The organism is Mangrovimonas sp. TPBH4 (assembly GCF_001280505.1).
Lineage (GTDB): Bacteria > Bacteroidota > Bacteroidia > Flavobacteriales > Flavobacteriaceae > Mangrovimonas_A.
This window is the reverse complement of record NZ_LBIO01000050.1, coordinates 1-20,512: the sequence shown is the minus strand read 5'-3', so window position 1 is coordinate 20,512 and position 20,512 is coordinate 1. Positions and strand designations below refer to the sequence as shown.

Annotated in this window: 13 protein-coding genes, 2 tRNA genes and 1 rRNA gene; 3 read left to right on the top strand and 13 right to left on the bottom strand. The window is 38.2% G+C overall.

The annotated features are described in order from the left end of the window. Positions 1 to 55: 55 nt before the first annotated feature. Positions 56 to 3,802, bottom strand: coding sequence for a type IX secretion system sortase PorU (gene porU / locus ZA05_RS10665; protein WP_369793857.1), 3,747 nt, complete (start codon positions 3,800 to 3,802; stop codon positions 56 to 58). Positions 3,803 to 4,170: 368 nt separating this feature from the next. On the opposite strand from porU, the gene gldJ reads away from it, so the two are divergent. Then, positions 4,171 to 5,853, top strand: a complete 1,683-nt coding sequence (gldJ, locus tag ZA05_RS10660; RefSeq protein ID WP_197276085.1) for a gliding motility lipoprotein GldJ — start codon at positions 4,171 to 4,173, stop codon at positions 5,851 to 5,853. Between the two features lie 68 nt (positions 5,854 to 5,921). Then, positions 5,922 to 7,208: a UDP-N-acetylmuramoyl-tripeptide--D-alanyl-D-alanine ligase gene (gene murF, locus ZA05_RS10655; protein ID WP_053991683.1), complete on the top strand. Its 1,287-nt coding sequence runs from the start codon at positions 5,922 to 5,924 to the stop codon at positions 7,206 to 7,208. 37 nt (positions 7,209 to 7,245) lie between these two features. Here the strand turns inward: murF and ZA05_RS10650 are convergent. The 9 genes from ZA05_RS10650 to ZA05_RS10610 form a co-directional block, all read right to left on the bottom strand. After that, positions 7,246 to 7,320: transfer RNA gene (locus ZA05_RS10650), tRNA-Val, on the bottom strand. Positions 7,321 to 7,478: 158 nt separating this feature from the next. Continuing rightward, positions 7,479 to 7,553 (bottom strand) — tRNA-Val (locus ZA05_RS10645). Between the two features lie 64 nt (positions 7,554 to 7,617). Further along, entirely contained in the window at positions 7,618 to 8,835 is a 1,218-nt protein-coding gene (locus ZA05_RS10640; RefSeq protein ID WP_053991682.1) for a folylpolyglutamate synthase/dihydrofolate synthase family protein, read from the bottom strand. A 4-nt stretch (positions 8,836 to 8,839) separates the two neighbouring features. After that, the gene (locus ZA05_RS10635; protein WP_053991681.1) at positions 8,840 to 9,730 is read right to left on the bottom strand and encodes a hypothetical protein; all 891 of its coding nucleotides are present in this window, start codon (positions 9,728 to 9,730) and stop codon (positions 8,840 to 8,842) included. 1 nt (position 9,731) lies between these two features. After that, the gene (locus tag ZA05_RS10630; protein WP_053991680.1) at positions 9,732 to 10,127 is read right to left on the bottom strand and encodes a biopolymer transporter ExbD; all 396 of its coding nucleotides are present in this window, start codon (positions 10,125 to 10,127) and stop codon (positions 9,732 to 9,734) included. Beyond that, entirely contained in the window at positions 10,127 to 10,819 is a 693-nt protein-coding gene (locus ZA05_RS10625) for a MotA/TolQ/ExbB proton channel family protein (RefSeq protein WP_053991867.1), read from the bottom strand. Before ZA05_RS10625 ends, ZA05_RS10630 begins: the two co-directional genes overlap by 1 nt. Before the next feature lie 69 nt (positions 10,820 to 10,888). After that, positions 10,889 to 12,283, bottom strand: a complete 1,395-nt coding sequence (nhaD, locus tag ZA05_RS10620) for a sodium:proton antiporter NhaD (protein ID WP_053991679.1) — start codon at positions 12,281 to 12,283, stop codon at positions 10,889 to 10,891. Positions 12,284 to 12,292: 9 nt separating this feature from the next. Next, positions 12,293 to 13,519, bottom strand: coding sequence for a Glu/Leu/Phe/Val dehydrogenase dimerization domain-containing protein (locus ZA05_RS10615; RefSeq protein WP_053991678.1), 1,227 nt, complete (start codon positions 13,517 to 13,519; stop codon positions 12,293 to 12,295). Positions 13,520 to 13,655: 136 nt separating this feature from the next. Next, complete coding sequence (locus ZA05_RS10610) at positions 13,656 to 14,720, bottom strand: anhydro-N-acetylmuramic acid kinase (protein WP_053991677.1); 1,065 nt, start codon at positions 14,718 to 14,720, stop codon at positions 13,656 to 13,658. Positions 14,721 to 14,812: 92 nt separating this feature from the next. Here ZA05_RS10610 and ZA05_RS10605 point away from each other — a divergent pair, with 92 nt between their 5' ends. Beyond that, the gene (locus ZA05_RS10605) at positions 14,813 to 15,955 is read left to right on the top strand and encodes an acyl-CoA dehydrogenase (RefSeq protein WP_053991866.1); all 1,143 of its coding nucleotides are present in this window, start codon (positions 14,813 to 14,815) and stop codon (positions 15,953 to 15,955) included. 88 nt (positions 15,956 to 16,043) lie between these two features. Here the strand turns inward: ZA05_RS10605 and ZA05_RS10600 are convergent, their stop codons facing one another. The 3 genes from ZA05_RS10600 to rrf form a co-directional block, all read right to left on the bottom strand. Continuing rightward, on the bottom strand, positions 16,044 to 17,012 hold the full coding sequence (locus ZA05_RS10600) for a T9SS type A sorting domain-containing protein (protein WP_157514687.1): 969 nt from the start codon (positions 17,010 to 17,012) through the stop codon (positions 16,044 to 16,046). 116 nt (positions 17,013 to 17,128) lie between these two features. Next, entirely contained in the window at positions 17,129 to 19,819 is a 2,691-nt protein-coding gene (locus tag ZA05_RS10595; RefSeq protein WP_053991675.1) for a T9SS type A sorting domain-containing protein, read from the bottom strand. A gap of 604 nt (positions 19,820 to 20,423) precedes the next feature. Then, positions 20,424 to 20,512, bottom strand: a 5S ribosomal RNA gene (gene rrf, locus ZA05_RS10590); the annotation flags it as partial.

Sequence of the window (20,512 nt, the reverse complement as noted above, 5' to 3'; positions counted from 1 at the left end):
TAGTTAAAATTCTTCTGTATTGGTGCTAACAAGCACTCGCAAATATAATTGTTTATTAGAGTATCACAAGCTTTTGGATTTTCTCAACCTGCTTATTTAATAAGTTTGATCTTACTTTTAGTTTATAGACATAAACACCCTTGCCTATTTTTTCTCCAAAATCGTCCCTTCCATCCCAAGTGATACTTCTTGATAATGATGAAGCTCCTTCATTGCAACATCCTCCATCGGCATTCGTTTGACCATTAAGTGTTCTCACCAATTTACCTGAAACAGTAAATATTTGTATAGAAACGTCCAAATTGTCTGAACTATTGTGGTTAAACCAAAATTCGGTGTAATCCACAAATGGATTTGGGTAATTCAACACATTGTTAATCACCAATTCCTGGTCCTTATCATGCACCACAAACTGTAACTCTGAAGTCGCAGAATTATTATACACATCCCACGCCTTAAGTGTTAAAGTGTGTAAACCTGCCTCTAAGTTACGAAATGGATAAGACACTTCTCCATTTTGGTAGTCGTCAATATTGGCTGTATAGTAATCATTTAACACAATAGGATTTGTTTCATCGCCATCAATTATAGCTACAATATCATGCCCAATTCCACTAGCTGTATTAATTCCATTATCATCCTGTAACTTCGCCAAAAATGTTGGGGATTCATTGGTAATACCGCCTGATACAAAATTAGTGTCGTTCATATATAGATTAATAACCGGTCCAATATTATCTTCCTCTGCATTTTCATTGATACCTCCTACTTGAATATCAAAACTGGCCCCCGCTTGATCCTGCAAAGGATTTTCTGTCTTAGCATAGAAACTCACTTTTCCATTCCCTACAGGAATACCAATATCCCTAGGAACCACAAATTCAAAATCAAATTGACCATTTGTCACGGTTGCCTGTCCCTTAAAAAGGATTTCTCCTAGAGTCTCAAAATCCATTTTGATGACACCATTGCTATCAGTAGTGCCATCATTACCCAAGGTCTGTCTTTGGATATTTTTATCAAAAACTGTAGCTGTCAGCACTCCATTATAACTGGTCATTGGGTTTCCAAGTTCATCCATAACTTCTCCCGAAAGTTTCACTCTACCCAAAGCTTGTAAGACATCGGTATCCCCTCCCAAAGGCACATCATTAATTTTGGTCAAACGAATATCTGGTCTTGGCATAGCCAATTTTAAAGCTGGATCACCAATACAGAACACCATAAACTTTTGGGCATAGCCAGAAACTGATGCCGCGTTTTTAGTTTGCCTCAAGGCTTCTGCTATAGACACATGTGGATTGCCACCAAACTCAAAAAGATAGTCTCCTAGTTGATTGTTAAATGGAACAGCAACACTCATATAAATTTGCCTCGTAGTTGTAATTAAAGCAATGGCCCCTCCTTCCTTATTCCAATAAGTATACTCTCCTGCAGTAGGTCGATGTGGATCATCAAACTTGGTGTATTCACAAGTAACGGTTACAAAACAGTTATATTTACAAGTGTTTTGCAACTCCTGGGAATCTGCTTTTGAGAAAATACGTTCTTTCGACAAACCATCTTCTCCCCCATGACCAAAATAATTCACTACCAAAGCTCCTGCTTCAATTGACTTTATAATCGCTTCTTCCGCCTGCGGATATGTGTTTCCTCCAGCAGAGGCTTCTTGTTGATATGCATCGCAAAAGATTTTCACCACGTTAATGGATGGGTGTTCGCTCGTGGCCATATCCCCAATGGAGTTAGATGTATCCTGAAGCTCATTTTCCCAAGCTACATCTACATCATCCGCTATAAGGACAAAATTATTACGCCAACTTCCGTAAGAACTAGATTTGTGGTAAGTATCTATTTTATCTACCATTTCAGTAGCTCTCTGTAAATCCTCAGCCAAAATTCTTCCCACTGCTATATCCAACAAGTTGGAATTAGTCATATCTCCTTCATTAACATCCATCATCCCATAAAAATCATCAGATATATAAGAATCTCTCAAATCAAAACTTCTCTTAGATAGCCAAGATGGCACCATATTAGTGTTTCCTGACAATCGATCCTTGTAATCATAAGAACCATCTCCAAAAAGACACAGGTATTTTACCCGGTTTTCTGGAACACTGGCATTGTGGTAGACATATCTCATTAAATTGCGAATGGCACTTATGTCCTGATTCCCTGAGCTGAATTCCGTATAAAGTTCATTTAAAGTAACCACTTTTACAACCAGACCATATTGGTCTCTGTTAATTTGGGCCAAACGCTCAGCCTGCGAGGCAAAAACATTAGGAGCAACAATTATATAATCTACATCTTCAAACTCACCTTGGCTATTTTTAAAAATAGTTCCTTTAATGTTCTGATTAGCAACAGAAGTATTGCTCTCTCTTAAAGGCTGGTAATAATCGGAAGTCGCTACAGCTAAGTACGTTCGAGATGCTCCTGCTTGAGCCTTAAAACTAAACTCGGAACTACTTTCTTCGTTTTCCAAACTTGCAACTTCATATTTATTGGTGATATCCCAAATTTGAGAAACAGCACTACTGTTTGACAAATGATACTCAACCACGCCACCAACATTAGCTACACTATTGTTTTTGAAGCGTAATTGCACTCCTTCGAACCTTAACTCCCTAGTGGCCTCTACCGAAATAAAATCTAGATAACCGTAGGATGAAGGGTTGCCATTATTGCTGTATATTAAATCAAAAACCAATTCAGACGAACTCAACGCAACATTTCCATCATAATTCCCGCCACTAGCATAATTAGGACTATTAATGGCTGCGTAATTAAAGTTGGTCAAGGGATTACCATTTAGTTTTACCGTCATGGACGTCTGCACTTCAGAAACCGCTGCGGTATACACTCTTACCTTAGCCTGCTCTGAAGTCACTAGATTTGGAAAGCTAAACATAAACTCCTTTTGATTTTCTATGCCAAAACGATCTCCGAACCAACGTCTACCAATTTTTGCCAAATTGTAATCATCTACTTCGTGAAATTGATAATCTTGAAAAGTGTCAATAATTAAATCTGCTTCTGCTTCTGGTTGAGAAAGGGGTTGAATTCTTTTTCCTTCTCCGCTACTTATATTGACATAATAATAAGCCTTATCGGTATACGCATTGATATTTGTTTCGCTCTCATCATTGTACCCTGTTGGTCCTTCAGCATACATTAATATATAGTCACTACTATCAAAAACACCATCTTCTTCTCCAACAAACTGTATTGCATTTTCAGTTAAATCAAAAGGATAATCCACATCATTGGCCATAGGCAACATAGCGCCTCCATTTCCAAATATTTTTATAGTCCTTGGATCTACATTGGTATTTGCCCCTAATTCGTTTAAAAAGCTCCTCGTTAATTTGAACACTCCAGTTTTATCCACATAAAATTTATACCAATCTCCATTTGCCAAAACAGAATTCACAATTTCAGGAACATCCATAGTGCTCAGACCATTTCTAGATGCAGAGTTACCTAAACTATACTGTACACTAAAACTGTTGATTCGTTTATATACGCCTTGCTCTTCAATGATAGGACTTACTTCTACTTTCACTCCCAACACACCACGAGCGTTAGTATTATAAGCTTTTACTCTAGGTTCTTTTGGAATACTATTAAGAGGCAAATCCTTTAAATCGGCTTTGGAAATCGTACTAAAACTTATATTGGATAATGTAATTGAACTCTCATCAATCCTCGAAACGTTTTCCAAAGCAGCAAAAAACAAAAGACCTCTCTCTTCATCGTATACATAATTGGAAGCATTAAAAGCTGGTAATGTCATTTTTGAAATGGAAGTCTCAAAAACTTTCTCCCCTTCCCAATTAATTTGAAATTGCTGTTGTTGGGAAAACCCGAAAAATGTTATTAAAAGAACAAGAATGTGTAAACTTTTTTTCATAATCAATTAACGACTGTATGACTTATATAGTATTAGGCCTTATATTTTTCTTCAAAATTACAACAATAATTAAATTAGCCCACCGTTATTTAAAGACAAAATACATCGATAAACCGTAAAAAATCCGATGTAATGCTCAAAAAAAAGGATGAAATACAGCTTTTATCGGTAAATTTTCAAAAAAAAGGTTGTTAATTTGCCGTTAATTACTATATTGCGTCTCTAAAAATTAATTTAGCTTACTTAAAAGTATGGATATGAAACACGTTTTAAATCTAAGGATACTGTTAGCCCTAACGTTATCTTTAGCATTGTTTAGTTGTAACAAATCTTCCTCGTCGAAGAATAATTCGAGAGCCACCGGCTGGACGATTAATGACAGAGAAGGAGGTTTCCAATACAACACAAGCTTTAAAGAACAAGAAACTGCTCCTGGATTAGTTTTCATTGAAGGAGGAACTTTTACCATGGGTAAAGTACAAGACGATGTGATGCACGATTGGAACAATGCTCCAAATCAACAACACGTTCAGTCTTTCTACATGGATGAAACGGAAGTAACCAACATGATGTACTTAGAGTATTTAGATTGGATCAAAAGAGTGTACCCACCAGACGATCCAAACTTTAAGTTAATTTACGAAGGAGCTCTTCCTGACACTTTAGTATGGAGAAACCGTTTAGGTTACAGTGAAATGATGACAGAAAACTACCTTCGTCACCCAGGTTATGGAGAATATCCTGTTGTAGGAGTTAGCTGGATTCAAGCTGTAGAATTTGCAAATTGGAGAACAGACCGTGTTAACGAAATGTACTTACAAGATGCAGGTTACCTTAAGAGAGATTCTCACTTAACAGATGCATCTGCAGATAGCAACTTTAACACCGATACTTATATCAACGCTCCAACACAAACTTTTGGAGGAAACGAAGAAGTATTGAGAGGCGGGAACCTTAAGCCAATGACTGATGCTGAAGGAAACGAAATCAATGTTTACGCAAGCAGAGAAACTGGGGTTATCTCTCCAAAATACCGTCTACCATCTGAAGCTGAGTGGGAATATGCAGCTTTAGGTATGAGCGAATTGAGAAGCTACAACGTTTATAGAGGAAGAAAGAAATATCCTTGGACTGGTGCTTACACTAGATCTGGAAAGAGAAAATCAAGAGGAGACCAGTTAGCTAACTTCAAGCAAGGAAAAGGAGATTACGGTGGAATCGCTGGATGGTCTGATGATGGTGCAGATATCACTGCCAAAGTAATGTCTTACGCTCCTAACGATTACGGTTTATACGACATGGCTGGTAACGTTGCAGAATGGGTAGCTGACGTTTATAGACCTATTGTTGATGATGAATTCAACGATTTCAACTACTACCGTGGAAACGTTTATACTAAAAACGCTATCGGAGAAGACGGAACTGTAAAGATTGTGACTCCTGACGAAATTGTTTATGACACTTTAAGTAATGGTAAAATCGTTGCAAGAAACCTTCCAGGTGAAATCTTACAGGTTCCTGTAGATGACAACGAAACTTACTTGAGAACAAACTTTGACACTTCTGACAACAGAAACTTTAGAGACGGTGATGTTAGATCATCTCGTTACTACCAAGACAACTTCGACGAGAGTGAAGAAGGAGAAGACGTATCCTCTACTAGAAAGATGTACAACTCTCCAATGCACCACATCGAAAGAGACTCTGCTGGAGCTTTAATTAAAGAATACGACAAGTCTAACGCTAGAACTTCTTTGATCAACGATAACGTAAGAGTTTACAAAGGTGGATCTTGGAAAGATAGAGACTACTGGTTAGACCCTGCACAACGTAGATATTTCCCTCAGGATATGGCTACAGATTACATCGGATTCAGATGTGCAATGTCTAGAGTTGGATCTAAATCTAAAATGAAAAACAAAACAAAGAACTAATCATATCTTAGTTAAAAATCTAAAAAGTCCTAACATTACTGTTAGGACTTTTTTATTACTTTTAATTCATGAATATAGAACAATTATATAGTGCTTTTTCGCAGTGTGCCTCCGTAACAACCGACACTCGAAAAGTGACATCCAACGCCATTTTCTTTGCCCTGAAAGGCGACAATTTCAATGGCAACACTTTTGCTCAACAAGCTATTGAAAATGGTGCAAAATATGCTGTAATTGATGAGAAGGAATATGCTACCAATAAACAAATGCTATTGGTAGATGATGTTTTAACAGCCTTACAAGAATTGGCCTCTTACCATCGTACTAAATTAAAACTTCCAATCATTGCCTTAACCGGAAGCAATGGCAAAACAACAACGAAGGAGCTGATAAATGGGTTGCTTTCAACGCAGTTTAAAACTTCCGCAACAAAAGGTAATCTAAACAACCATATTGGTGTTCCCCTAACACTTTTGGAAATGACTTCAGAAACAGAAATAGGTATTGTTGAAATGGGTGCAAATCACCACAAAGAAATAGCCTTCCTATGCTCTATCGCTCAACCTGATTATGGTTTGATTACCAATTTTGGCAAAGCACATTTGGAAGGTTTCGGTAGTTTGGAAGGGGTGATTACTGCTAAATCTGAGTTATACGAATATTTAAAAGCACACAACAAAACAGTTTTCATTAATGCAAACGATGCAACCCAATTAAAACAAATAGGCTCCTACTCCCCTATTTGCACTTTTGGAGAAGGAACTAATGTGGATGTTAATATAGGATTGGTCAATGCCCAATCCGAAGTCATCGTACATTATGATAATACTCAGATCAAATCCAATCTTACCGGTATTTACAATTTCAACAATATTTGTAGTGCCATAGCAATTGGATCCTACTTTAAAATTTCAACAACCAACATAAAAAAGGGTATTGAAACCTATATTCCAAGTAACAATCGATCACAGTTAATTGAGAAAGGAACCAACAAGATTATATTGGATGCCTACAATGCCAATCCTACTAGCATGAAGGCTGCTTTGGAGAATTTTATTCAGTACACCACAGAGCAGCACAAAACAGTATTCCTAGGTGATATGTTTGAATTGGGAAGCACTTCTGCCGAAGAACATCAGGCTATTTTAAACTATCTAGAAACGCATTTCAATGGCTCTGTTTATATTATTGGAAAGCATTTCAACAATACCATGTCCAATAGCAAAAACACCTTAAAATTTGAATTATTTGAAGACTTGAAAAACCATTTGTCAGGGATTTCAATTGAGAATGAATTTATCTTGATAAAGGGGTCTCGAGGAATGGCTCTGGAACGGATTCTGGAACTAGTTTAAATAAAAAAAGCTTCTCAAATTGAGAAGCTTTTTTTTGTGGGCGCGAAGGGATTCGAACCCCTGACCCCTTGGGTGTAAACCAAGTGCTCTGAACCAACTGAGCTACGCGCCCTTGCTTGTTGAGGGTGCAAATATAGTCTAGTTTTTCAAATCTCAAAACATTTTTTTAAAAAATTTTAAAACCCCGAAAAAACTAGATTTTGTTAATTTCAATAAACATAAGACCCTCCATAAATAAGAAAAGCTTCTCGATCTGAGAAGCTTTTTTTGTGGGCGCGAAGGGATTCGAACCCCTGACCCCTTGGGTGTAAACCAAGTGCTCTGAACCAACTGAGCTACGCGCCCTTCCTAATTGGACTGCAAATATAGTCTAGTTTTCCATATCTCAAAAGCTTTTTTGAAATATTTTTTAAATTATTTCGGCCACCACAAAAGTGCTTCCACCAACATAAATCAAGTCATTTTTTCCTGCACTTTTCCTAGCTTCTTTTAACGCCTCATTTACACTAGAATAAGACGTTCCTTGAAAGCCATTCTCCTCGAATAAATTTTTTAACTCATCAGAATCCAATCCTCGAGGCATGTCCGGTTTGCAAAAATAATAAGTGGCATTTTTAGGCATTAATCCCAAAATTGGTCCCAAAGATTTATCATTAACTACTCCAAAAACTATATGAAGCTGTTCATAAACTTCATTGGCCAATTGCTCGACGATATATTTAAGCCCTTCTTTATTGTGCGCTGTATCACAAACAATTTTTGGGTTTTCCCCAAGAATCTGCCAACGTCCTTTCAATCCCGTATTCACAGTCACCTTATTTAAACCTGACTGAATAGCTTCATTTGAAATAATAAACTCTTCCTCGGGCAACAATTTAATAGCTTGTAATACGGTTTTGATGTTCTTTTGTTGATACAAGCCTTTTAAATCAGATTCATAAACAGCGCTTATTTCCTGATCTGCAAAATAAATCTCAGCTCCCTCTTCCCTAGCCTTTTCTTGAAAAACTGTTTGGGTTTCCTCCTGGGTTTCGCCAATCACTACAGGTACACTTGCTTTAATAATACCAGCCTTTTCTTTGGCTATAGCGGATAAGTTATCGCCTAAAAATTGCGTATGGTCCAAACCAATATTTGTTATCACCGAAACCAAAGGCGTGATAATATTGGTAGAATCAAGCCTACCTCCTAAGCCAACCTCCACTATCGCAATATCCACTTTGGATTTGGCAAAATAATCGAATGCCATACCAACCGTCATTTCAAAAAATGACAGGTGATGGTTTTGAAAAAAGTCTAGATGCTTATCTATAAAATCAACAACGAAATCCTCCGAAATCTCTCCACCATTGATTTTGATACGCTCTCTAAAATCTTTTAAATGTGGTGATGTATAAAGCCCCACTTTATACCCCGCTTCTTGAAGTATAGAAGCCAACATGTGGCTGGTAGACCCTTTTCCATTGGTACCAGCCACGTGTATGCTTTTAAAATGATTTTCCGGATGATGTAGCTCTGAAGCCAGCAACAAAGTGTTGCTCAAATCCTTCTTATAGGCAGATGTACCTAAATTTTGATACATAGGTAACTGCTTAAACATCCAGTTTACAGTTTCCTGATAATTCATATCTCTACTGGGTTACATCAAAATTAATGCTTACAAATCCTACCTGTCTGGCAGGTGCTTTGGGGTCTGCTGGCCATTTATGGGATAGGGCAATTTTTTTAGCAGGTTCCAATAAGCAAGGGTGTGTATTTGTTGTACCTCTAATACCAGGTTCGGCGGCAACGACATTACCACTTCTATCTACTTCTATACGTACAACTACCAATCCGTATTCGTTACAATCTTGCTTGAATATTTCCTTACTTGGTCTTCCACGTCCTCCAAGACCATAGCCAACGCCTCCTTTACCAGGACCACTACCTCCAAAATAACTTGGTGCATAAGGATCACCATCTAATTGGCCTTTATCTCCAGGTTTTCCATCTGGACCTTCGCCTCCGGTTTCGGTACCTTTGGAATTGCTGACACCTCCAATCAACGCATCAAGGGCTTGTTTCTTTTTAGCCTCTTCCTGCTTTTTCTTCTCCTCCTCCAAACGTTTTTTCTCAGCTGCTTCACGCTTTTCACGCTCTACGCGTTCAGCTTCAGCTTTGGCTTTCGCATCAGCTTCCTTTTTCTTCTTGACGGCAATAGCTTCGGCACTTTCCTCTGTAAGCACATCTTCAGCTTTGGAAGCTGTTTCTACTACTTCCTTTGGTTGCGGTTGCACAGTTTCTTCTGGCTTTACCTCTTCTACCGGTGTTTCAACAGTTTCCGTAGGGGGCGCCAAAGGTTTTGTTGGTTGTACATCACCACTACCCACAGCAGAATTCCCAAAATTTACAGCTACCCCGTATTCTTCTGGGGGATCCAAATATTTATGACCAACTACAAATAACAACAATATCAAGATCACCATAATCAATGCGGTAATCTTGGCCGAGTTGCGCTCATATTTGGTCTCAAAATATTTCATATTAATTATTCGGTTTTACTGCTAAAATAACCTTGAACTTGTTTCTATTCGCAATGTCCATAACCTTAACCACATTGTCTACCGGTACAGATTTCTCCGCACGCAATACAACCGTTGGTTTGTCCTGTCCAGCAAGAGCGGAAACCAATTGGTTTTCCAACACACTTTCTCCTACCAATTTTTGGTCTATATAATATCTTAAATCTTTTGTAATGCTAACCGCTACCGATTTTTTGTTTTCGGTTTTTCCACTGGCCTTAGGTAATAAAATGTCAATGGCATTTGTGGTTACCAGAGTAGATGCCAACATGAAAAAGATCAATAACAGAAATACAATATCCGTCATGGACGACATATTGAATTCTGGCGTGACTTTATTTCTTCCTCTTAAATTCATTAGATAGGCTCATTTAAGTGATCTAAGAACTCTAAAGAATTTGCTTCCATTTGGTATACAACCTTATCGGTTTTTACCACTAAATGGTTATAAGCAATGTATCCAACAATACCTACAATTAATCCAGCAACTGTAGTAGTCATGGCCGTGTACAATCCATCCGCCAATAATTTAATATCAATTTGACCTCCTGAATTGGCGATTTCGAATATGGATAAAATCATACCAATTACTGTACCAAGGAATCCGATCATTGGGGCTGCACCGGATATTGTGGCCAAAACACTTACATTTTTCTCCAAACCATATACTTCCAATCTACCAGCACTTTCAATAGCTGTGTTGATATCTTCCAAAGGTTTTCCTATACGAGTAATCCCTTTATTGATCAATCTAGATACTGGAGTATTTACTTGAGCACATAACATTTGCGCCGAATCTATTTTACCATTGCTTACATGGTCCTTAATTTGATTCATGAAATTGGCATCTATTTTGGAGGCATCCTTAATGGCAAAGAGGCGTTCAAAATAAATGTAGACGGCCATAATTAACAAAATAAACAGAACAGCAATTATAACTTGTCCAGCAAGTCCGCCACTCCCTATTAATTCAATAATAGAAAGTGTTTTCTCTACTGGTTGTTCTTCAGTAAGTAATTCTGCACCTTCTTGTAGGTTAAAAGATAACATCATGGTTATAAGTTTTGAGTATTAGTTCTAATTATTGTTTTAACGTTCGTTTTGCTACGAAAGTATATTTTAGATAAAAGTTCTAGTGACCATAAAGGCTGCGGCTCCAACCAAAAATCCTATAAGTGCCAACCAAGCAATCTTTTTCAAGTACCAGAAAAAGTCAATTTTTTCCATTCCCATGGCCACAACTCCAGCTGCAGACCCTATAATTAACATACTACCACCGGTTCCGGCTGAGTAGGCTATAAAGTGCCACAACTCATTGTCCAAAGGCTCTGAGAACATTCCTAAACTCGCAGCTACCAATGGTACATTGTCAATAACCGCAGAGCCTACTCCCATAAGCATAACTACCAAATCTGAAACACCTTCATGATGTAATTCGGTACCTAACATAGGCATGGTATCTTGTAAAGATTGAGCAAACCCGAATAAAATTCCTAAAGATTCCATTGCTGCAACAGCCAATAAAATTCCTAAGAAGAATAAAATACTAGGCATTTCAATTCTTGACAAAGAATGGTGTACTGGACTATGATGCCCTTGGAATGCCTCATCATCCGATCCTGAATCCATTAAAGTAAACTTAGTATTGCTGTAAATTTCTGCAAAAATAGCCACAACACCCAAGGCCAACATCATTCCAACATAAGGTGGTAAATGTGTTACCTGCTTAAAAATTGGTACAGATACAATTCCTCCTAATCCCAAATAAAACATGGTAGCGCTAAACTTAGACTTTGGTCCTTCGTCATCAGATTCTTCATTTTCAATTTTCCCTTTGAAAGCTGGCAAAAACGATGCAATAAATGTAGGTACCAACATACATAATAATGAAGGCACAAACAGATAGGCAAATAAATGTCCTGCCGAAACTTTTTTACCAATCCACAACATCGTGGTAGTTACATCTCCAATAGGCGACCAAGCTCCTCCTGCATTGGCGGCAATAATAATTAAACCAGCAAACCAGATACGCGTGTTTCTATCCTGAATCAATTTCTGCAAAATAGAAATTAGTACAATGGTTGCCGTTAAGTTATCTATAATTGCAGACAAGAAAAATGCCAATAAGGAAAAAATCCAAAGCATGGTTTTCTTGTTTTTTGTCTTAATAAACCCTTTGATAGTAGAGAATCCATCAAAATAATCAATAATCTCTACAATAGTCATAGCTCCTAAAAGGAAAACCAAAATCTCGGCAGTTTTCCCCAAATGGTGAAGCAGGGTCTCCTCCATCAAATGCATTTTTTCTTCATGCCCGAGTAAACCGAAGTTTTCCATTAGGGTATGATTGGCTGAATCAAACCACTGAGGGAATGCATCTATCCCCAAAGCAATCAAGGCCCAACTAATAGCCATCATGACTAAAGCTGGAATTAACTTGTCAATTTTTAAATTATGTTCCAAAGTAATGGCCAAATAGCCCACTACAAATACTAATACTATTATAGTTTCCATAAATTAAATTTATATAAGTTGGCTCAATGCAATTTCAAAAGCAGTGGCACTTATACCAGTTTTTGTATCGTTTTTACTATGTACGTTTTTAATAGCCTCCTTAATAATATTAGAAGTATCGCTAAAAATGGCATCATCAGTCATTTGCACACGTTGCTCCATAAAATAAGCAAATACCCTAGCCATTCCGCAGTTGGAAATAAAGTCAGGAATCAAGCTCACTTTGCTATCGGTATACTCCATAATTGGTCCAAAGAAAATTTCTTTATCGGCAAAAGGTACATTGGCCCCACAGGAAATCACTTCCAATCCATTATCAATCATTTGATCAATTTGCCCTTTGGTCACCAATCGTGATGCAGCACATGGTGTAAAGATTTCAGTTTTCAAGCCCCAAACTCGTTCATTCATTTCTTCAAAAGGAATTAGTTTTTCGGCAGCGAGATTGTTTCCTTTCTTATTAAGATATAATTCTGTGATTTCCTCAAACGAAAATCCTTCCTCCTTAATCAAACCTCCTACAACATCAATAATCCCAACTACTTTGGCTCCCATTTGAGACAAATAGAAAGCCGCGGCAGCACCAACGTTTCCAAAACCTTGTACTACGGCACGTTTTCCTACCACAGACTCATTCTTAATTTCATAAAAATGTTTTACAGCTTCAGCCACACCGTATCCCGTAATCATATCGGCCACAGTATATTTTCTTCTTACATCTGGCGAAAACACAGGATTCTCAATAACCTTGATTACTCCGTGTCTCAATTGACCAATACGGTTGATTTTATCTGCAATGGTTGGCTTGAAATGTCCTTCAAAAACCCCTTCTTGAGGATGCCAAACCCCACTTTCTTCGGTAATTGGAATTACCTCGTGAATTTCATCAACATTTAAATCTCCTCCCGTTCCATAATAACTTTTCAAAAGTGGAGAAACGGCTTTGTACCAACGTTCCAAAACGCCTTTTTTTCTAGGATCCTGAGGGTCGAAATTAATCCCCGACTTGGCTCCTCCAATGGCCGGTCCGGACACGGTGAATTTCACTTCCATGGTTTTGGCAAGTGATAACACTTCGTTCATGTCTAATCCTTTTCTCATTCTAGTTCCCCCACCAGCAGCGCCTCCTCTTAGGGAGTTGATCACTGTCCAGCCTTCGGCTTCTGTTTCTGGGTCTTTCCAATTAAATATTATTTCTGGTTCTTTTGCTTCGTACTTTTGAAGTAAATCTTTCATGTAATGCTATTAATCTGTATTGTATATAATTTGTATCATTAAGGCTTCCTTTAAAAATGATACAAATTCTCGTCATTTTTCTTGCGCAACAAATATAAAAAACTAAAAATCCTTAAATATCAATTTTAAAATTATTTTACGGATAATACACTTGACCTGAGCTATGGTCATGTCTGGCGCCCGTTACACTGGCTAGACAGTTGGGCTGATTTTCCAATTTTAGAACTCCCAAAAATCCAAATATGAGAGCTTCTTTATACTCGATAATCGCAGGATTTGGAATGATTATTTTTACTTCAGTTTTTGATTGAATTCTTTCTATTAAAAATGAATTATAGGCTCCCCCTCCCGTGGTTAGAACAGTTCCGTTGGTTTTTGAAGTAAACTCTTTTGCAATTTGAATGGCGGCATGTTCTGTAAACGTTCGAAGAACATCCTTTAACTGAAGTTGAGCTGCATCTATCAATGGAAGAATGGAAGTTTCCACCCATTCCAATCCAAGAGATTTTGGAAAACCTTTTTGGTAAAACTCAAGAGAGTTCAATTGTTCCAAAAGCCCTTCATCCAGATTTCCCGAACGGGCTATTTTACCCTGATCATCAAAATCGAAGCCTAATTGTCTTACATAATGGTTCAACACAATATTTACAGGACATATATCATAGGCAATTCTGCTTCCTTCAATATCTGTTGAAATATTGGCGAAACCTCCTAAATTAAGACAAAAGTCATACTCCGAAAACAACAGGGCATCGCCAATAGGCACCAATGGCGCCCCTTGGCCTCCCAATTCCACATCCTGAACTCGAAAATCACATACTACCTTCTGTTGCAACAATTGTGAAATGATAGGCAAGTTTCCTATTTGATAAGTCACCCCCTCACTTGGTTGGTGCAAGGCTGTATGCCCATGAGAGCACACCGCATCCAAAGAAGCTATTTGATGTTTGGAGATAAATTGACCTATTAATCCAACCAAATATTGGGTATAATCTTGGTCTATTTGTGCCAACTCCGCTTTGGAAAAGTCCACCAAACGCTTCAATTTAGTTTCCCACTCCACAGAATATGCAACTGTTTCAGCCTGATGGATCTTATACATCCATTTTTGGTCAAAATGAAAGCTTGCCCAAACCAGGTCAACGCCATCCAATGAAGTTCCGGACATTACTCCTATAATTTTAAAGGTGTCTTTTATCATATGTGTAAAAATAATTCCCCTTATTGAAAAAATCGTAGCAAAATACTATATTTGCTCACATTTTTTAATAATTCAACAATTTATTTTTCATGATAGATTTTAAGCTTACCGAAGAACATCTAATGATTCGCGATGCTGCCCGTGATTTTGCTCAAACAGAATTGCTTCCGGGCGTGATAGAACGTGACAACAAACAGGAATTCCCTGATGAGTTGGTCAAAAAAATGGGAGACCTAGGATTTTTAGGAATTATGGTAGATCCTAAATATGGAGGAAGCGGTATGGATGCCATTTCATATGTATTAATTATGGAAGAATTGTCTAAAATTGATGCTTCTGCCTCTGTAATGGTATCAGTAAACAATTCTTTGGTATGCTATGGCCTTGAAGCCTATGGTTCCGAAGCCCAAAAAGAAAAATACCTTACCAAATTGGCAACAGGAGAAAATCTTGGAGCATTTTGTTTAAGCGAGCCTGAAGCTGGTAGTGATGCAACGTCTCAATCTACTACTGCTATTGATAAAGGCGACTACTACTTATTGAACGGTACCAAAAACTGGATTACCAATGGTGGCCGCGCCGATGTGTATTTGGTAATTGCCCAAACAGATCGTGAAAAGGGACACCGAGGAATCAACGCCTTTATTGTTGAAAAAGGCATGGAAGGTTTCCACATTGGTCCTAAAGAAGACAAGTTGGGTATTAGAGGAAGTGACACGCACACGCTTCAGTTTAACGATGTAAAAGTTCCAAAAGAAAACAGAATTGGTGAAGATGGTTTCGGATTCAAGTTTGCTATGAAAACCTTATCTGGTGGACGTATCGGGATTGCTTCCCAAGCTTTAGGGATTGCATCAGGAGCGTATGAATTGGCCTTGAAATATTCCAAAGAAAGAAAAGCCTTTGGAACTGAAATTTGCAACCACCAAGCTATTGCTTTTAAATTGGCCGATATGGCAACCGAAATTGAGGCTGCCCGTATGTTGGTGTTCAAAGCTGCTTGGGACAAGGATCAAGGCAATAACTATGATATGTCTAGTGCCATGGCAAAATTATACGCTTCAAAAGTGGCCATGGAACAAACTGTTGAGGCTGTTCAAATTCACGGCGGCAATGGATTTGTAAAAGAATACCATGTCGAGCGTTTGATGCGTGATGCTAAAATCACCCAGATCTATGAAGGGACTTCAGAAATCCAAAAAATTGTAATTTCCAGAGGGGTCTTGAGAGACTAATCTAAACAATACATACAGAAAAAGTCCAACCGATTGGTTGGACTTTTTTATTGAGATAAACTCTTGCTTCTATTTCACCAAATTGAAATTATTCTTTCAGGACCTTGAACTGCTGTTCTTGGTTTCCGTTTTTATAATTCACAATATACAAACCTGCGGCCAATTGGCTCATATCTATTTCAGTTCTCTCCAAATTTCCTTGGGTTTCGATAGATTTCACCAATTTTCCAGAAAGGTTAAATACCTTAATTTGAGAATCACCGCTTGCATTTGGATGGTTCACATATAACATATCCTTCGTAGGTACCGGACCTACCCAAGCACTATTAGCTGTAAACGAATCTACGCTCAAGACAGCCTCTGGCAAGGCCAACTCTGAAGGGGAATATGCTCCAGAACTATCCCACACCACCCAGTCAACGGAGGCTCCAAACTCATTTTCTGTTGAAGAACCATCACCAAAACGGAAGTGACTGTTTCCGCTTTCGGACGATTGCGGAATAACTGTCATAACAGGGGTGTCACTTTCATCTATATAAAGCATGGCTTGCTCTGCCGTCATGGTAAAACGATAGATATGCCACTCATCCAAATCAACACCTAATTCGGTTGTTTCCCCTTCCCCATTTCTAACGCGTGCTACATTAGATAATTCGTTATAATCTTTGTCGAATGATATACGGGTTCTCACGTCATTATAGTGCATATCTATATCCATAGGCACATCATAATTGGGATTCCCTTTCACCCTCATGACCACCGTTAAGTTGTCTACAGTAACATCATTATTGGCAAAATTCATCCGCCAGTAAAATGATGTTCCCGGACATTCCATTTCCAATAAATTATTCGTTGCATCGTCAGGGTCGACCACAATGGCATTGGTAAAACTAGTTCCTGCACTTGATTCTTGAAAAGGAGGGTCAAACACATCTGGCAGTACATCAGCTTGATAAATAACCCAGCCAGCATCAAAAAACATTGGGGAGCTCTTAAATGACATCAATCCTACAATAGGAATGGCAATCAATACAAGTTTAAGTAATTGTTTTTTCATAATGTTAGTTTTAAAATTAAATATATAATCCGTCAAAAGAGAACCTTTCTCTTTCTCAAAAATTACCAACTCTTTAAACTATTCAGGGCTTTATTCAATATCTATACGTTTATAAATTATCCTTTAACAATTCTGAATTGCTGCTGCTTTTGAGCATCTTTATATTGTATCACGTAAAATCCATTGGCCAATTCAGTAAGATCCAAACGTGTAAGCGTACTCATTTCCTCTACTTTTAAAGACAGCACCACAACACCTGATAAATTGTAAACTTCTACAGTCCCATGTTTTTGAGCCGAAGTGTGCAGCAACACCAAATAATCCTCCACCGGATTTGGATACAGCTTAAACGGCTGTTCCTTTAAATCCAATACACCAAGAGACTCCGTTTGAAAGAAATCAATGACATCGGCTCCAGCATAAAGAGGAATCAATTCTTCAACAACATCGGCGGGAAATGCTTCATAGTCATAATAGGAAGAGGGTTCAAAAATTCCTTCAGGATTCAACTCATCAAATTTTATCGAGCGACCTCCTGGATTCAACATCTCTGGATTGATTTGCGAGGTAATCACAGGCAGTTCACTATCGTCATAGGCATTCCCTATTTGTTTTAATGCAGTTGCAGTGTAATTTCCCGTTTTTGAGGTAAAGGTATTATCAGTATTCACCCCATAAACCGCTTGGAAATCGGAAACCGACCTATCGGCATACATTGGCCATCGGGTATTGAGGTAGAAATTATTTTCGGCATACACTTGCGATTGATTGGAAGCCGCTATACCGTAAAGCGTAATCCCTTCCACCAAATTGTTCAACACGTGTACCTCTCCAAAACGCACTCTAGGGTTTCTAGAATTACTATTGAAATAATGGTTGGCATAAAGGGTCACTTTCAATTTCCCCAAATCTTCCGATCCATTGCTATCGGAATGCCCAATAAGATTGGTCTTCCAACTATTTCTCAAAATATTCCAAGATAAGGTTATATAACTTGCTCCTCCCTTAACGTCAATACCGCCATCAGGATGATCTTGATCTTCTGGTCTTGTATCAGGATGTCCAACTGTACAGTGGTCTACCCATATGTGGTGGGTTTCTGGCTCTCCAATATTGATCCCATCATCATAATAATCATAAAACGTCAGGTTGCGAATCAACACATTCCAAGAACGCTTAATGTTTAGTCCAAACTTTAAAACCACGTTTTGTTCACCAATAATAGTTAAATCTCCTTGTTCTTGAATCGTTAGCATATGATTCCCCCAAGCCGAAGAATCGGAAGTTCCTTCATCGTAAACCCCTTCTGTAAAAACAATGACTTCTGGCGTTGCGGTAACGCCATTGGTTCCCGAAAGTCCTTTGTAGGCCCTATTTCTATAGTATAAATGCCAAGCCAGCATGTCAAAATCGTCAGGACCATTCACCCAAAGAGTATCCGCTGCTCCTTGACCACCACTTACAGGACCATTAAAACTGAAATCGTAATTTTGATATTCCGTACCTGTATCAACGGAAGCAAATCCCACAGGAATCTCAAAATCCAATTCCACATCTGCTGAAAAAGTAGCCGTCACACTTTTGGAACCATCCATAGTAAGGGTTTCTACCATTTCATTGCCGCTTAAGTCTCCGGCCCATCCAGTAAAGGTAGCATCCCAAATAGGCTCCGCAGTAAGGGTTACCACCGTTCCTTCTTCATAAATACCGCCTTCCGGACTTAAAGTCACATTTCCAATTCCTGTAACTGACACGTCCAAACTGTAAAAAGACAATTCTTCCACTACAGTAATCGTCCAAGTTTTTGTGCTGTTGTCTTGAGCCGTCACGATATATTCAACTGGACTTGAATAATCACGAGGGGTATCTGAAGAAGGTGTTATGCCCGCAAAGGGCGAAATTGTCAACGTGGTTGGAACAAGATTAGTAACATCCACGGACTGGGGTACGGTAACTTGAATTGTCCCCAATTCATTGTCAATAATAGCCTCCCCAATTTGATTTTCGACCAATGTGAAAGCGGTAATGTCTTTTTCACTAGACACCACTTCGGAAACACTTACCAACCAATCTTTAATGGTATTACCATCTTGTGACATTACTGTATAATTAACATTATTTCCTATTGAAAAATCTCTTGCTGTGTCCACCGAAGGTGAAATAGTTGCTGAAGGAGATATTTCTATCAATTCAGGGACAACTGAAGTCAAATCCATTCCAATAGGAACCGATACACTAACAGTATTGGCATCTGTATCTATTACTTCCTCTCCAATTTGACCTGGTAAGCTAAACGTGAGAATGTCAGCTTCTGAAAATAAATCGGCACTGGATTCTATAAACAAATCATGAATATGCACCTGCCCACCACTTGGAGCATTTTCCAAACGAATAGAAGTAGATCCCGGAGTTTGAAGTTCAGGAAAAAGATCTGTTAGTATGTAGACTCCAGTTCCCGACTGTGCCACAGAAACATCTCCTGCAATTATATAATCTTCCGAACCCAAATGTTGGTACTTTACGGTAACAGTCCTTGGTGTGCTCCCGGAAGATTTCATTTTAACCAAAAACACTCCGCAACTAGACACATCGGCCTGCAAATAACCTCCAGTACTTACTACAAGACGCCCTTCAGAACATTCTGTACAATTGTTAACTGGACCTCCAGTTGAAATGGCTCCATCCGATGTAATACCTTCGGGCATTTCGGCAGTTTGAAAGTTAAAATCGATTAAGGCTTCTTGAGAATAACTGACTTGGGTTGATAATAGCAACAACACTAATAGGGAAAGTAGTTTTTTAACCATTAGGTATGTATTAAATGATTATAGTTGGTTACTTGCATTCCATTTATTACGATTTGGGTGGTTTAGCTTCAATCAGTTAAACACCTATCCAGTAACTCGATAAAACAACAGACAATTTTGTAATCGATTACACTAATGTAGAAATTAATTATCATATTTACAAAAAAACCAATAAATTTTTAACGATACACCCTAATTAGAACCCAATACTTATTAGATAAGCAACGAAGAACTTGGTATAACCGAAATTGCTAGGAATATAACACAATCAAATACCTTGTTAAACAGAAAGTATTGTGAATTAATTGCATTTTTTCAATCGATTACATCTTTAAGTATTAACAAGAAAGCAAAAACCTAACTCTTAGGAAGTTGAAGACTAGACTTAACGATACCCCATAGCTCATACTAAAACACAGCACAATGGTATTGTATATTATTAAAGAATATAGAAGTATTAACCATAACCACACTTAGAACAAGTTAACTGAGGTCATTTTACGAGTAAAATAATATATGCGCCATAAAAGGTGAAGTGCATAAAAACAAAAAGCCCCCAGCAAAATAATGCTGGGGGCTTGCAAACCTGCCGCCTGGCAGGCAAAAAAGGCGACGACCTACTCTCCCACGGGTGCAGTACCATCGGCGCTAACGGGCTTAACTTCTCTGTTCGGAAAGGTAAGAGGTGAGCCC

What these genes read in the sequence shown, in the direction of transcription:
- porU (WP_369793857.1), bottom strand. Translation starts at nt 3,802, where the DNA reads ATGACATTACCAGCTTTTAATGCTTCCAATTATGTATACGATGAAGAG.
- gldJ (WP_197276085.1), top strand. Translation starts at nt 4,171, where the DNA reads ATGGATATGAAACACGTTTTAAATCTAAGGATACTGTTAGCCCTAACG.
- murF (WP_053991683.1), top strand. Translation starts at nt 5,922, where the DNA reads ATGAATATAGAACAATTATATAGTGCTTTTTCGCAGTGTGCCTCCGTA.
- ZA05_RS10640 (WP_053991682.1), bottom strand. Translation starts at nt 8,835, where the DNA reads ATGAATTATCAGGAAACTGTAAACTGGATGTTTAAGCAGTTACCTATG.
- ZA05_RS10635 (WP_053991681.1), bottom strand. Translation starts at nt 9,730, where the DNA reads ATGAAATATTTTGAGACCAAATATGAGCGCAACTCGGCCAAGATTACC.
- ZA05_RS10630 (WP_053991680.1), bottom strand. Translation starts at nt 10,127, where the DNA reads ATGAATTTAAGAGGAAGAAATAAAGTCACGCCAGAATTCAATATGTCG.
- ZA05_RS10625 (WP_053991867.1), bottom strand. Translation starts at nt 10,819, where the DNA reads ATGTTATCTTTTAACCTACAAGAAGGTGCAGAATTACTTACTGAAGAA.
- nhaD (WP_053991679.1), bottom strand. Translation starts at nt 12,283, where the DNA reads ATGGAAACTATAATAGTATTAGTATTTGTAGTGGGCTATTTGGCCATT.
- ZA05_RS10615 (WP_053991678.1), bottom strand. Translation starts at nt 13,519, where the DNA reads ATGAAAGATTTACTTCAAAAGTACGAAGCAAAAGAACCAGAAATAATA.
- ZA05_RS10610 (WP_053991677.1), bottom strand. Translation starts at nt 14,720, where the DNA reads ATGATAAAAGACACCTTTAAAATTATAGGAGTAATGTCCGGAACTTCA.
- ZA05_RS10600 (WP_157514687.1), bottom strand. Translation starts at nt 17,012, where the DNA reads ATGAAAAAACAATTACTTAAACTTGTATTGATTGCCATTCCTATTGTA.
- ZA05_RS10595 (WP_053991675.1), bottom strand. Translation starts at nt 19,819, where the DNA reads ATGGTTAAAAAACTACTTTCCCTATTAGTGTTGTTGCTATTATCAACC.